At 72.9% G+C, this 12,271-nt stretch carries 14 protein-coding genes; 7 read left to right on the forward strand and 7 right to left on the reverse strand.

Annotated elements, in window-relative coordinates:
- Positions 1-141 precede the first annotated feature (141 nt).
- The 4 genes from KPL60_RS05400 to KPL60_RS05415 all read left to right on the forward strand — a co-directional run bounded on the left by KPL60_RS05400 (position 142) and on the right by KPL60_RS05415 (position 3,776).
- A complete protein-coding gene (locus tag KPL60_RS05400) occupies positions 142-972 on the forward strand; it encodes a tRNA (adenine-N1)-methyltransferase (protein WP_073575314.1) in 831 nt (276 codons plus the stop codon).
- A gap of 227 nt (positions 973-1,199) precedes the next feature.
- Entirely contained in the window at positions 1,200-3,020 is a 1,821-nt protein-coding gene (gene arc / locus KPL60_RS05405; RefSeq protein ID WP_226357195.1) for a proteasome ATPase, read from the forward strand.
- A gap of 156 nt (positions 3,021-3,176) precedes the next feature.
- The gene (locus KPL60_RS05410; protein WP_168172083.1) at positions 3,177-3,323 is read left to right on the forward strand and encodes a hypothetical protein; all 147 of its coding nucleotides are present in this window, start codon (positions 3,177-3,179) and stop codon (positions 3,321-3,323) included.
- A 54-nt stretch (positions 3,324-3,377) separates the two neighbouring features.
- On the forward strand, positions 3,378-3,776 hold the full coding sequence (locus KPL60_RS05415; RefSeq protein WP_178373761.1) for a VOC family protein: 399 nt from the start codon (positions 3,378-3,380) through the stop codon (positions 3,774-3,776).
- Between the two features lie 19 nt (positions 3,777-3,795).
- Here KPL60_RS05415 and KPL60_RS05420 read toward each other — a convergent pair whose 3' ends face one another.
- From KPL60_RS05420 to KPL60_RS05430, 3 genes are read right to left on the reverse strand one after another with little or no spacing between them, the layout of a single operon-like run.
- Entirely contained in the window at positions 3,796-4,116 is a 321-nt protein-coding gene (locus KPL60_RS05420; protein ID WP_226365104.1) for a hypothetical protein, read from the reverse strand.
- Entirely contained in the window at positions 4,103-5,404 is a 1,302-nt protein-coding gene (locus KPL60_RS05425; protein ID WP_226365105.1) for an acyclic terpene utilization AtuA family protein, read from the reverse strand. The genes KPL60_RS05420 and KPL60_RS05425 overlap by 14 nt, the downstream gene beginning before the upstream one ends.
- A gap of 12 nt (positions 5,405-5,416) precedes the next feature.
- On the reverse strand, positions 5,417-6,718 hold the full coding sequence (locus KPL60_RS05430) for a CitMHS family transporter (protein ID WP_226365106.1): 1,302 nt from the start codon (positions 6,716-6,718) through the stop codon (positions 5,417-5,419).
- 109 nt (positions 6,719-6,827) lie between these two features.
- On the opposite strand from KPL60_RS05430, the gene KPL60_RS05435 reads away from it, so the two are divergent.
- Positions 6,828-7,787 (forward strand): LysR family transcriptional regulator, encoded by a 960-nt coding sequence (locus KPL60_RS05435; protein ID WP_178373765.1) that lies wholly within the window; start codon positions 6,828-6,830, stop codon positions 7,785-7,787.
- On the opposite strand, the gene KPL60_RS34510 is transcribed toward KPL60_RS05435, so the two are convergent.
- Positions 7,784-8,530 carry a helix-turn-helix domain-containing protein gene (locus tag KPL60_RS34510; protein ID WP_226365107.1) on the reverse strand — a complete coding sequence of 249 codons (747 nt, stop codon included), beginning with the start codon at positions 8,528-8,530 and terminating at the stop codon, positions 7,784-7,786. The two genes, KPL60_RS05435 and KPL60_RS34510, sit on opposite strands and share 4 nt — an antisense overlap.
- A 74-nt stretch (positions 8,531-8,604) precedes the next feature.
- Positions 8,605-9,162 carry a YceI family protein gene (locus KPL60_RS05445; RefSeq protein WP_226357192.1) on the reverse strand — a complete coding sequence of 186 codons (558 nt, stop codon included), beginning with the start codon at positions 9,160-9,162 and terminating at the stop codon, positions 8,605-8,607.
- Positions 9,163-9,252: 90 nt separating this feature from the next.
- On the opposite strand from KPL60_RS05445, the gene KPL60_RS05450 reads away from it, so the two are divergent.
- Positions 9,253-9,771 carry a MarR family winged helix-turn-helix transcriptional regulator gene (locus KPL60_RS05450; protein ID WP_226365108.1) on the forward strand — a complete coding sequence of 173 codons (519 nt, stop codon included), beginning with the start codon at positions 9,253-9,255 and terminating at the stop codon, positions 9,769-9,771.
- A 9-nt stretch (positions 9,772-9,780) separates the two neighbouring features.
- Entirely contained in the window at positions 9,781-11,184 is a 1,404-nt protein-coding gene (gene lpdA / locus KPL60_RS05455) for a dihydrolipoyl dehydrogenase (protein WP_226365109.1), read from the forward strand.
- A gap of 100 nt (positions 11,185-11,284) precedes the next feature.
- Here the strand turns inward: lpdA and KPL60_RS05460 are convergent, their stop codons facing one another.
- Positions 11,285-11,479, reverse strand: a complete 195-nt coding sequence (locus tag KPL60_RS05460; protein ID WP_062395124.1) for a hypothetical protein — start codon at positions 11,477-11,479, stop codon at positions 11,285-11,287.
- 167 nt (positions 11,480-11,646) lie between these two features.
- Positions 11,647-12,204 (reverse strand): NUDIX domain-containing protein, encoded by a 558-nt coding sequence (locus tag KPL60_RS05465; RefSeq protein ID WP_226365110.1) that lies wholly within the window; start codon positions 12,202-12,204, stop codon positions 11,647-11,649.
- Positions 12,205-12,271 lie beyond the last annotated feature (67 nt).

The raw sequence follows: 12,271 nt of genomic DNA on the forward strand, positions 1-12,271 counted from the left end.
ACCGAGTCCGCGCCCCTCGACACCCCGCAGGCCGAGGAGCCCGTCGACGCGGCGCCCGTCGACGCGGCGATCATCGACGCGGAGATTATCGACACCGTCCCCTCCGCCGACGAGCCGGCCGAGCCCGAGCCGGCCACCTGGGTGCCCCCGCGCCGCGGCGGGCCGTTCCGCGAGGGCGACCGGGTGCAGCTCACCGACCCCAAGGGCCGCCGCTACACCGTCGTCCTGCAGGCCGGCGGGGCGTACCACACCCACCGCGGCCAGATCGACCACGACGACATCATCGGCTCGCCCGAGGGCGGGCTCGTGCACTCGGCGGCGAACACGCCGTACCTGACCATGCGCCCCCGCCTGGCCGACTACGTGCTGTCGATGCCCCGGGGCGCCCAGGTGATCTACCCCAAGGACTCCGCGCAGATCCTCATGTGGGGCGACGTGTTCCCCGGCGCGCGGGTGCTGGAGGCCGGCGCCGGGTCCGGTGCGCTGACCTGCTCGCTGCTGCAGGCCGTCGGGCCGACCGGCAAGGTGATCTCCTACGAGGTCCGCGACGACCACGCCCCGCACGCGGTCACCAACGTCGAGACCTTCTTCGGCCACCGGCCCCCGCACTGGGAGCTGACCGTCGGTGACGTCCGGCAGCACCGCGGCGAGGTCGACCGGGTCGTGCTGGACATGCTCTCGCCGTGGGACGTGCTCGACACCGTCCGCGACTGCCTGGTGCCGGGCGGGATCCTCGTCGGCTACGTCGCGACCACCACCCAGCTGTCGGTGCTCACCGAGGCGTTGCGCGAGATGCAGTGCTGGACCGAGCCCGAGTCGTGGGAGGCGATGGTCCGCCCCTGGCACGTGGTGGGTCTGGCCGTCCGTCCGGAGCATCGGATGATCGCCCATACGGCCTTCCTGCTGACCACCCGGCGGCTCGCCGACGGCGTCACGCCGCCCCGGCAGCAGCGACGGCCGACCGGCCGCTGAACTCGGGCGTTCTGTCCGGTTTCGACCGGATCACGACCACGACGCGCCCGAGCGCGGAACGAGAACGTTACGAACTACCCTCCGTGTGGACGTGGCGGTGACGCCCGTGAAGCCGCAGAGTGACCACATGGTGCCGACCGGCTGAGGCCCGGATCACCGGTTCGACGCACCGTCGCGGTCACCCGTCACGGGTACCGTGGTGAGACGGAACACGGAGGGAGGCTGCCGTGAACCACCCCTACGACGACGGTCCCGGCAACCAGGGTTTCCAGTCTGACCGCGACCTCAGCCCCGCTGAGGCCGCCGAGCACATCCGTCACCTCGAGCACGAGATCTCCACGCTGCGTCAACGGCTGACCGAGACGCCCCGGCACGCCCGAGTGCTGGAACAGCGTCTCGCCGAGACCACGAGCCGGCTCTCCGCGCTCAACGCTCGGAACGAGAAGCTGACCGAGACCCTCAAGGAGGCCCGCGGCCAGCTGGTCGCGCTCCGCGAGGAGGTCGACCGGCTCGCGCAGCCGCCGTCCGGCTACGGGGTCTTCCTCGGCCGGTACGACGACGACACGGTCGACGTCTTCACCTCCGGCCGCCGGATGCGGGTCCCCGTGTCCCCGGCGGTCGAGGGCGAGACGCTGCGCAGCGGCCAGTCCGTCCGGCTCAACGAGGCGCTCACCGTGGTCGAGGCCATGGGCTTCGAGCAGGTCGGTGACCTCTACTCGCTGCGGGAGATCATCTCCCGTCCGGGTGAGGACGGCTCGGCCGGTCGTGGCCTGGTCGTCGGCCACTCCGACGAGGAGCGGGTCGTCTGGCTGGCGGCGCCGCTGTTCGAGCTCGGACAGGAGGAGGGCACCAGCCCGCTCAAGTCCGGCGACTCGGTCATGGTCGACTCGCGGGCGGGCTACGCCTACGAACGGGTCGCCAAGGCCGAGGTCGAGGACCTCGTGCTCGAGGAGGTCCCGGACATCGCCTACTCCGACATCGGCGGCCTGTCCCGGCAGATCGAGCAGATCCAGGACGCGGTCGAGCTGCCGTTCCTGCACACCGAGCTGTTCACTCAGTACGAGCTGCGTCCGCCCAAGGGCGTGCTGCTCTACGGGCCGCCCGGGTGCGGGAAGACGCTCATCGCGAAGGCCGTCGCGAATTCGCTGGCGAAGAAGATCGCCAAGCAGCGGGGCGACGACCCGGACGAGGGGCGCGCGTTCTTCCTCAACATCAAGGGCCCCGAGCTGCTCAACAAGTTCGTCGGCGAGACCGAGCGGCACATCCGGCTGATCTTCCAGCGCGCGCGGGAGAAGGCGAGCGCCGGCACCCCGGTGATCGTGTTCTTCGACGAGATGGACTCGATCTTCCGGACCCGCGGCTCGGGTGTGTCCTCCGACGTGGAGACGACGATCGTCCCCCAGCTCCTCGCCGAGATCGACGGCGTCGAGGGACTGGAGAACGTCATCGTCATCGGTGCCTCGAACCGTGAGGACATGATCGACCCGGCGATCCTGCGGCCGGGCCGGCTCGACGTGAAGATCAAGATCGAGCGTCCGGACGCCGAGGGCGCGAAGGACATCTTCTCGAAGTACCTGACCGAGACGCTGCCCATCCACGCCGACGACGTCGCCGAGTTCGGCGGCAGCCGCAAGGCCTGCGTGGACGGGATGATCCAGCGGATCACCGAGCGGATGTACGACGAGTCCGAGGAGAACCGGTTCCTCGAGGTCACCTACGCCAACGGCGACAAGGAGACCCTCTACTTCAAGGACTTCAACTCCGGCGCGATGATCCAGAACATCGTCGACCGCGGGAAGAAGTCCGCGATCAAGGCGGTGCTCGAGTCCGGCCAGCCGGGCCTGCGGGTCCAGCACCTGCTGGACGCGATCGTCGACGAGTTCGCCGAGAACGAGGACCTCCCGAACACGACCAACCCCGACGACTGGGCGCGGATCTCGGGCAAGAAGGGGGAGCGGATCGTCTACATCCGCACCCTGGTCACCGGCAAGAACGACGCCACCGGCCGCGCGATCGACACCGCGTCGAACACCGGCCAGTACCTGTAGGCGCGCTCCGCGCACACGGGCCCCGCCGCATCCTGCGGCGGGGCCCGTCGTGTGTCCGGGGATCGTCACCCGGTGGAATGATGTCCGGACGAAACGGGCATCCTGTGCACGGAGCCGTACACGTCCGTGTCGCGGCCCGCCACCACGGAGGTCGTCATGGCCGGCATCATCGGGCGCATCAGCGCATTCCTGAAGAGCCCGCAGGGGCGTCGCTACAGCGACCAGGCCAAGCGGATGGCGAGCGATCCGCGCAACCGGCAGCGGGCGCAGGACATGCTGCGCCGCTTCCGCGGGAAGCGCTGAGCGCTGTCCGATCCGTTCACGACGCCGGGCCTGCCGCGGCCTAGCGTCGTGGGCATGGACACCTCGATCGGCGCCGAGCTCGACATGATCGGCATCGTGGTCACCGACATGACCCGCTCGCTGGCCTTCTATCGCCTGCTGGGGCTGGAGTTCCCCGAGGGCTCCGAGACGGAGGCGCACGTGGAGACCACGCTGCGCGGCGGTGTGCGCCTGGCCCTGGACCTGCAGTCGATGGTGGAGGGCTTCCACCCGGGCGTCGCCCCGGACGGCCACGGACGGATCGGGCTGGCGTTCCGGCTGCCGACCGCCGCGGCCGTCGACGACGCCTGGCGCCTGATCACCGCGGCCGGTCACGCCTCGGTGCTGGACCCGTTCGACGCACCGTGGGGGCAGCGCTACGCCACCGTCACCGACCCCGACGGCTCGTCGCTGGACCTGTTCGCCTGGGCCTGACCCGCGGCGCGGACCCCGCTCACCGCGGGCCGGGCGGCGGCGGGAGCGCCAGTGCCAGCAGCCGCGACGACAACGACTTGCCGTGCGTGTCCAGCTCGGTCGACACGGTGACCCCGCCGCCGCGGATCCCGGTGCAGACGAACTGCAGGCAGCTCACCCGGGGCAGCTCGTAGCGGGTTACCTCGCCGCCGACCCAGCGGTCCAGACCCGCTTGCACCAGCTGCGGGGTCAGCACGGCCACGAGCAGCGGGTAGGACGCGTCGTCGTACGGGACCACGGTCAGCGTCGCCACCGTCCCCTTGTCCCCCGCGCGGCAGTGCGCGATCTCATGCAGCAGCACAGCCGGCCTCCAGGACGGTGACCCGCGGGACGACGGCCGCGCGGGGGACGAGGGTGGACAGCACACCGACGACCTCGTCGAGCCGGGTGCGCACACCGCCCCCGCCCGCCGGGCCGTTGGTGTAGAGCGCCTCCACCTCGTGGGCGAGGACGTCGAGCACGTCCGGGTCGTGGTGCAGCGCCGCTACCCGCAGCCGCGCGTCGGTGTCGCCGCCGCGGACCTCGATCCGGGGGGCGACGCCGAGGCCGCGGACCCGCTCGGCGACGACGTCGGCGGCCAGCCGGGCCCGGGCCGCGGCGTTCGGGCCCACGTAGGAGATCCCGGCCTCGACCCGGTGCCCGGCCCGGTAGCCGACGCTGACCTTCAACTCGTCGGGGCGGGCCCGGCCGGTGGCGCCGGTGACGCGGACCCGGTCGGGCCCGTCGTCGTCCACGGACACGCCGCGAAGGTCCAGGACGACGTCGGGGGTGCGGTAGCCGGTCGGGTCGGTCACCTCGTAGAGCAGCTGCTCGCGGACCGTGTGCCGGTCGAGTCGGCCGCCGGTGCCGTCGAGCTTGCCGTAGCGCGCGGTCCCGTCGGCGGCGACGTCGGCGAACGGGAACCCGAGATCGGCGAGCCGGGGGACGTCGAGGTGCCCGGGGTCGGCGGCGTACCCGCCGGTCAGCTGTCCGGCGCACTCCAGCAGATGTCCCACCAGGGTGCCCGCGGCGGCCTCGTCCGGGTGGTCGAGATCCCACCCGAGCCGGTGCGCCAGTGGCGCGAGGAACAGCGACGGGTCCGCCACCCGCCCGGTGACGACGACTGCGGCCCCGGTGTCCAGCGCGGGCGCGATCGCGTCGGCGCCGAGGTAGGCGTTGGCCGACACGAGCTCGCCGTGCTCGTGCAGGGGGACGCCGTCCTCGGCCGCGCGCGCCGCCGGGTCGACCACGTCGAGCACGTCGTCGCCGGTCACGACGGCCACCGGCGCGGCCGACCCGAGGCGGTCGAGGTGCTCGCGCACGACACGACCGGCCGCCGGTGGGTTGGCCGCCCCCATGTTGGTGAGCAGCCGGACCCCGCCCGCGAGCAGGTCCGGCAGCAGCGCGGTCAGCCGCTGCCCGAGCCGGGGGTCGTACCCGGTGGCAGGATCGGCGAGGCGCCGGCGGTGGCCGAGGGCGATGGTGCGCTCGGCGAGGCACTCCAGGACGAGGTCGTCGAGCGCGCCGCGGCGGGCCAGGTCGACCGCGGGCCCGATGCGATCACCGGCGAAGCCTGCACCGCTGCCGATCCGGGTGGTGGCCGAGGGCATCGGGGTCTCTCCTCAGGCGCTCAGGGCGCCGGTGAGCAGCGCGACGACGGTCATGACGGCGGTGGTGCCGAACCCCCACCCGAAGACGAACCGCTGGTGGCGGCCCAGCTCGACGGCGGTGAGCCCGAGCAGGATGAAGGTCGAGGCGGTGAGCGGGCTGAGCGGGAACCCGGTGGTCATCTGGCCCAGGATCGCGGCTCGGGCGATCTCCGCGGGGTCGCCGCCCAGCGCGGCCGAGGTCTCCGCCAGCACCGGCAGGACGCCGAAGTAGTACGCGTCCGGGGTGAACACCAGGCTGAGCGGCATCGAGGTCAGCGCCACCGCGACCGGGAGCACACCGCCCGCGCCCTCGGGGACGAGCCCGACCAGCGACTGCGCCATCGCGGTGATCATCCCGGTGCCGCCCAGGACACCGGTGAACACGCCCGCCGCGAAGATCATCGCCGTCACCAGCACGACGTTGTGGCCGTGCTTCTCGAACAGCGCGCGCTGGCCGTCCCAGGTCGGCCGGTTGACCAGCAGTGCGACGACGAAGGCGCAGAGGAACACCACCGGCAGGTCGGCCAGCTGCAGGAGCAGCACGACGACCAGGGTCAGGGTGAGCACGACGTTGACCACGAACCGGACCCGGTCTGCCCGCGACCGCACGGCGGGCGCCCCGGCGGCCCCGGGTGCGTCGGCGGGCTCGGGCAGCGCGACGACGCCGAGGCGGGCGCGTTCGCGGCGACCGATGACCCAGGCCGCGAGCAGCACCCAGGCGATGCCGGCGGCCATGGCGGGCAGCAGCGGCACGAACACGTCGGAGGCGGTGAGGTCGAGCGCGGCCATCGCCCGCGCCGTCGGGCCGCCCCACGGGATCATGTTCATCACCCCGGCCCCGAGGCACACCAGCGCCGCCAGCACGATCCGGCGCATCCCGAGCCGGTCGTAGAGGGGCAGCATGGCGCTCACCATGATCAGGAAGGTGGAGGCGCCATCACCGTCGAGGGCGACGAGCACGGTCAGCGCGGCCGTGCCGATGCAGATCTTCAACGGGTCCCCGCCCGCCCACCGGACCACCCGGCGGATCGCCGGGTCGAACAGCCCGGTGTCGAGCATCAGGCTGAAGTACAGGATCGCGAAGGTGATCATGATGGCGACCGGGGCGACGGTCTCCAGACCGGTCGCGACGTACTCGCCCAGCCCGCCGCCCAGCCCGGCGGCGACGGCGGCGGCGGCCGGGACGACGGTGAGGGCCAGCAGCACCGACACCCGCCCGGACAGCACGGCCGCCAGGAACACGGCGATGGTCAGGAATCCGATCGCGGCGAGCATCGTCGACCTCCTCGTCGGCGTCCGGGCCGGCATCGGCCCGGACGTACGGTGCGGGCCGGTACCTATGATCGTCAAAGATCGAATCCGGATCGACTGATGCGGTGGCGACATGGATCTGACGTTGCAGCAGCTCAGGACGGTGGTCGCGGTGCACGACGCGGGCGGATTCACCGCGGCCGCGGTCGTGCTGCGGACTGCGCAGCCCTCGTTGAGCCGCACGGTCGCCGAGGTCGAGCGGCTCCTCGGGGCGCGGCTGTTCGAGCGGACCACCCGCCGCCTGGAGCCGACCCCGGCCGGCGCGGCGGTCGTCGCGGCCGCGCGCCGGGCCCTCGACGGGGTCGCGGCGGAGCTGCGCCACGTCGAGCACGTCCTGGACGGGCAGGCGGGCACCGTGCGGATCGCGACGCTGCCGTCGCTTGCGGCGATCCTGCTCCCGGGGGTGGTGTCGGCGTTCCTGCGCCGCCGCCCGGGGGTCCGCCCGGAGATCTCCGACGCCCTCGCCGACGAGGTCACCGAGCGGGTGCGTTCCGGCCGGGCCGACCTCGCCGTCACCGTCGTGCACGGCCGGGCCTCCGAGGACCTCCTGGTCACCCCGGTGGCCGCCGACCGGTTCTGCGCCCTCCTGCCTCCGGGGCACCCGCTCGCCGGGCGCTCGGAGCTGCGCTGGACCGACCTCGACGGTGAGGAGTTCGTCGACTTCGACGCGTCCACGAGTATCCGCCAGCACGTGGACCGGGCGCTGGCCGAGTCGGGCAGCCGCCCCGGGCGCGGCGTCGCGGCCCGCAACATCGCCGCGGTCGCGGGGCTCGTCGCGGCCGGCCTCGGCGTGACGGCCGTGCCCGGGCTGGTGGTGCCGCTCACCGGTTTCGCCGGACTGGTCGCGGTCCCGCTCGCCGATCCGGTCGTCCGGCGGCGGATCGCGCTGGTGCTCCCGCGCGGACGCCGCCCCGTCCCGGCCGCGTCCGCGTTCGCCGGGCTGCTGACCGGGGCGTCGGTACGGCCGCCCCTGCCGGCGCACGCGCGGTGGGCGGCACCGGTCGCGCCCCCCGGCACGGGAGACCGGGCCTAGGAGCCCGGCCGGGCGGCGGCCGGGAGGGCACCGGGGGACACCCCGGCCAGGGCCCGGACCTCGCGGGACAGGTGGGGCTGGTCGGCGTAGCCGGTGCGGGCGGCGACCGCGGCCGGGGCGACGCCGTCGTACAGCAGCGCGGCCGCGGCCCGGAAGCGCAGCACCCGCCGTGCGACGGCCGGTCCGTACCCGAGGGTGGCGACGCAGCGCCGGTGCAGGGTGCGACCGGTGACGCCGAGCCGGTCGGCCAGCTCCGCGGCGGGCATGCCCCCGGCCAGGGCGCGCAGCGCGGGCTGGGGGAGCGAGGCGGGAGTCCGGTCGTCCCCGGCCGCCGCGTGCAGGGCGAGGGCGAGTCGGGCGAGCCACGCGGCGTCGCCGGTGTCTCCGCTGTCGTCGCCGTCGGCCGGGGCGGGCCGGAGGAGCCGGCGCCGGCCGGGGTCGAGCACGTCGGAGAGCGGGACGCGGCGGTCGCGCAGCGCGTCGGCCGGGACGCCCAGCAGGGCCGGGAGGGCACCGGGGCGGAAGCGCAGGCCGGTGGTCACGCCGCCCGCGGGCGAGCCGGCGAGGTGCGCCGTGGTGTCGGGGCCCGCGACGACCGCCTCGCCGCCGGACAGGAGCAGGTCCATGCAGCCGTCGGGGAGCACCCGCTGGGTGTGCGGCGCGGTCCCGGTGTGCGCCCGCCAGGCCACCTCGACGACCGCGCGCAGCGGCCCGGCGGGGGGCGTCTCGGCGTAGCTGCGCACCGCGCCAGCCTACGGACGCGGGACGGCCCCGGTGCCGGCGTCGCCGGTCCGGGGCCGTGGCCGCGTGCGCAGGGTCAGGAGGCGCGCAGGACCGCCTCGATCTCCAGCTGCACGTTCACCTTCTCGCTGACGACGACGCCGCCGCCGTCCATCGGCAGCTCGATGTCGACACCGAACTCCGAGCGCTTGATGGTGGTCGTGGCGGTGAAGCCGGAGCGGGTGCCGCCGTAGGGGTCCGGGCCGAAGCCGTTGAGCTCGAGGTCGAACTCGACCGGCCTGGTGACGCCCTTGATCGTGAGGTCGCCGGTGAGGACGTGGTCGTCACCCTTCGCAGCGATGCCGGTGGACCGGAAGGTCCACTCCGGGTACTTCTCGACATCGAAGAAGTCGGCGGAGCGGATGTGGCCGTCGCGCTGGTCCTGGCCGGTGGTGAGGGAGGTGGCGTCGACGGTCGCGGTGACGGTGGAGTCCTCGAACTTCTCCGCGGTGACGAGCTCGCCCGAGACGCCGGTGAAGCGCCCGCGCACCTTGCTGACCATCATGTGACGGACGGAGAACGAGACGTCGGAGTGCGCCGCGTCGATGTCCCAGGTGCCGACGACGTAGCCGGGGATCGTGGTGGCTGTGGTCATGATGTCTCCTCGGGAGATAGTTGAACTTTCACTTGTTGAGAGCGATACTAGGGACAACAAGGGTAACGCTCAAATGTTTCGGAGGGTGCTGTGGGTCACACACGCTGGCTCGACGACGAGGAGCAGCGGACGTGGCGGGCGTTCCTCGCCGCGCAGCGGCTGGTGTCGGACAAGGTCGAGCGACGACTGCAGTCCGGGGCCGGGATGCCCCAGGCGTACTACGAGATCCTGGTCCGGCTCTCCGAGGCGCCGGAGCGCACGCTGCGGATGAGCGCGCTGGCCGACTGCGCGCTGTCCTCACGCAGCCGGGTCTCGCACGCGGTGGCCCGGATGGAGGAGGCCGGCTGGGTCGAGCGGCGGTCGTGCCCCACCGACCGGCGGGGCCAGCTCGCCCGGCTCACCGACCGCGGGTTCGAGGTGCTGGCCGCGGCGGCGCCGGACCACGTCGAGAGCGTGCGCGAGGCGGTGTTCGACGGCCTGACCCCGACCCAGCAGGCGGGGCTGCGCGAGGCGTGCGAGGCGGTCGTGGCGCACCTGTCCGGGAGCGGGCAGTGGCCGGTGACCGGGGACTCGGGACCGGACGGCCCGGACCCGGCCCAGGCGTCCTAGGCTGGGCACATGCCTCATTTCGACGTCGTCGTACTCGGAGCCGGACCCGGTGGATACGTGGCGGCCATCCGTGCTGCCCAGCTCGGCCGCAGTGTGGCGGTGATCGAGGAGAAGTACTGGGGCGGTGTCTGCCTCAACGTGGGCTGCATCCCCTCCAAGGCGCTGCTGCGCAACGCCGAGATCGCCCACATCGTCACCAAGGAGCAGAAGACCTTCGGTCTGTCCGGTGAGGTGTCGCTCGACTTCGGCGCCGCCTTCGACCGCAGCCGTTCGGTCGCGGACGGGCGCGTCAAGGGCGTGCACTTCCTGATGAAGAAGAACAAGATCACCGAGCTCGACGGGTTCGGCCGGTTCACCAAGCCGGGCGAGATCGAGGTCGAGCTGTCGAAGGGCGGCAACGAGACCGTCACCTACGACGATGTGATCATCGCCGCGGGATCCACGGTCAAGCTGCTGCCGGGCACGGAGCTGTCCGACCGCGTCGTGACCTACGAGGAGCAGATCCTCACCCGCGAACTGCCGGAGAGCGTGATCATCGCCGGCGCCGGTGCGATCGGTGTCGAGTTCGCGTTCGTGCTGGCCAACTACGGCGTCGACGTCACCATCGTCGAGTACCTGGACCGGCTGCTCCCGCTCGAGGACGCGGACGTGTCCAAGGAGCTGCTCAAGGCCTACAAGAAGCTCGGCGTGACGGTGCGGACCTCCACCAAGGTCGAGTCCATCACCGACGACGGCAAGGGCGTCACCGTCTCGGTCTCCTCGTCCAAGGGCAGCGAGGACCTGCGCGCGGACAAGGTCGTGCAGGCGATCGGCTTCGCCCCGCGGGTGGACGGCTACGGCCTCGACAAGCTCGGCGTGAACCTCACCGAGCGCGGCGCCATCGAGATCGACGACTACATGCGCACCAGCGTGGAGCACGTCTACGCCATCGGTGACGTCACCGCGAAGCTCATGCTCGCCCACGTCGCCGAAGCGCAGGGGATCGTCGCCGCCGAGACCCTGGCGGGCGCCGAGACCCAGGAGCTGAACTACAAGATGATGCCGCGCGCGACCTTCTGCAACCCGCAGGTCGCGTCGTTCGGCTACACCGAGGCCGAGGCCCGCGAGCTGGCCGACGAGAAGGGCTGGAAGGTCAACACCGGGACCTTCCCGTTCACCGCGAACGGCAAGGCGCACGGCATGGCCGAGCCCGCCGGCTTCGTCAAGCTGATCGCCGACGACACCTACGGCGAGCTGCTGGGTGGGCACATCATCGGCGCCGAGGCGACCGAGCTGCTGCCCGAGCTGACCCTGGCCCAGAAGTGGGACCTGACCGTCCACGAGATGGCGCGCAACGTGCACGCGCACCCGACCCTGTCGGAGTGCCTGCAGGAGGCGATCCACGGCCTGGCCGGCCACATGATCAACTTCTGATCACGGCCGCGACGGGCCCGCATCCCACCCGGGGTGCGGGCCCGTCGCGCTGTCCGGCCCCGCCTCCGGGGCCACGGGACCCGCCGGCGGGCGGGGAGGGTCAGGAGCGGCGGGAGTCCGGCTCGCGGCGGGCGGTGTGCTCGCGGCGCGTGGTGGAGCCCGCGGCGGCGCGCTGCTCGTGCCGCTCGGCGGCCAGTGCCGCCTCCACCGCGGCCTGCACGGCGGCGGTGTTGACGTCGGGATCGATCAGCCTGGCGGCGGCGAGGGAACGGGCCGAGACCGAGATGCTGACCATGGGTGACTCCTGGAACTGTCGCGTGGTGGGCGTGGTGGGCCTCGGGGAAGGCCCCACGCTGGGCCCTTCCCGGGGTGGCGTCGCGCGACCCGCCCGGTGTTGACCGATTCAGGCACCGATGTGGGTGACAAATGTTACCCACTGGTGAACGCGCTGGCCCGAGGACCTTAACGGACGAGGTCGGCCAGCAGCAGGCGGGTGACGTACAGGCCGTCGGGGACCCAGGCCCGGTCCGGCACGCCGATCCGGGCCGCCAGCTCGTCGAGGGTCCACCAGCCGCCCTCGGCCACCTCCGAGGGCTGGTGGGTCACCGGGCCGTCGGAGAAGGCGCGGTAGACGTGCACGTGGGCGCGCAGACCGTCCGGGCCGGTGCCGGGCCCGGTGTCGACACCCAGCGCGGCGGCGTCGAAGGCGACCACGGCCAGCTTCTCCAGCGGTACGCCGGTGACGCCGAGTTCCTCGCCCAGCTCGCGGGCGGCGCACGCGTCGGGGGTCTCGCCCTCGTCGAGGACCCCGCCGGCGAGGCAGTCCCACATCCCGGCCATGACCAGCTTGGTGTCGGTGCGACGGTGCACGTAGACCCGCGTGCCGTCGGCGGAGCGGAGCAGGACCGCCGTCGTGGCGTGCCACAGCGAGCGCGCGTATACCTCGCCGCGCTCGGCGACGCCGGTGGGCGTGCCCCCGGCGTCGAAGACGGTCAGGCGCTCACGTGCGGGATCGGTCACGCCACGATGATCCCGCCGGGCCGCGGTGCACCCCGGGTGGGGGCGCGGACGGTTAGTCTCGTGCAAT

Source organism: Pseudonocardia sp. ICBG162 (assembly GCF_020496225.1).
In the GTDB taxonomy this organism is placed as follows: Bacteria; Actinomycetota; Actinomycetes; order Mycobacteriales; family Pseudonocardiaceae; genus Pseudonocardia; species Pseudonocardia alni.

Coding starts and splice junctions, on each gene's coding strand:
- KPL60_RS05410 (WP_168172083.1), top strand. CDS start 3,177: ATGGCCGGCATCATCGGGCGCATCAGCGCATTCCTGAAGAGCCCGCAG.
- KPL60_RS05430 (WP_226365106.1), bottom strand. CDS start 6,718: ATGCTCGCCGCGATCGGATTCCTGACCATCGCCGTGTTCCTGGCGGCC.
- KPL60_RS05460 (WP_062395124.1), bottom strand. CDS start 11,479: ATGGTCAGCATCTCGGTCTCGGCCCGTTCCCTCGCCGCCGCCAGGCTG.
- KPL60_RS05435 (WP_178373765.1), top strand. CDS start 6,828: ATGGATCTGACGTTGCAGCAGCTCAGGACGGTGGTCGCGGTGCACGAC.
- KPL60_RS05425 (WP_226365105.1), bottom strand. CDS start 5,404: ATGCCCTCGGCCACCACCCGGATCGGCAGCGGTGCAGGCTTCGCCGGT.
- KPL60_RS05445 (WP_226357192.1), bottom strand. CDS start 9,162: ATGACCACAGCCACCACGATCCCCGGCTACGTCGTCGGCACCTGGGAC.
- KPL60_RS05415 (WP_178373761.1), top strand. CDS start 3,378: ATGGACACCTCGATCGGCGCCGAGCTCGACATGATCGGCATCGTGGTC.
- lpdA (WP_226365109.1), top strand. CDS start 9,781: ATGCCTCATTTCGACGTCGTCGTACTCGGAGCCGGACCCGGTGGATAC.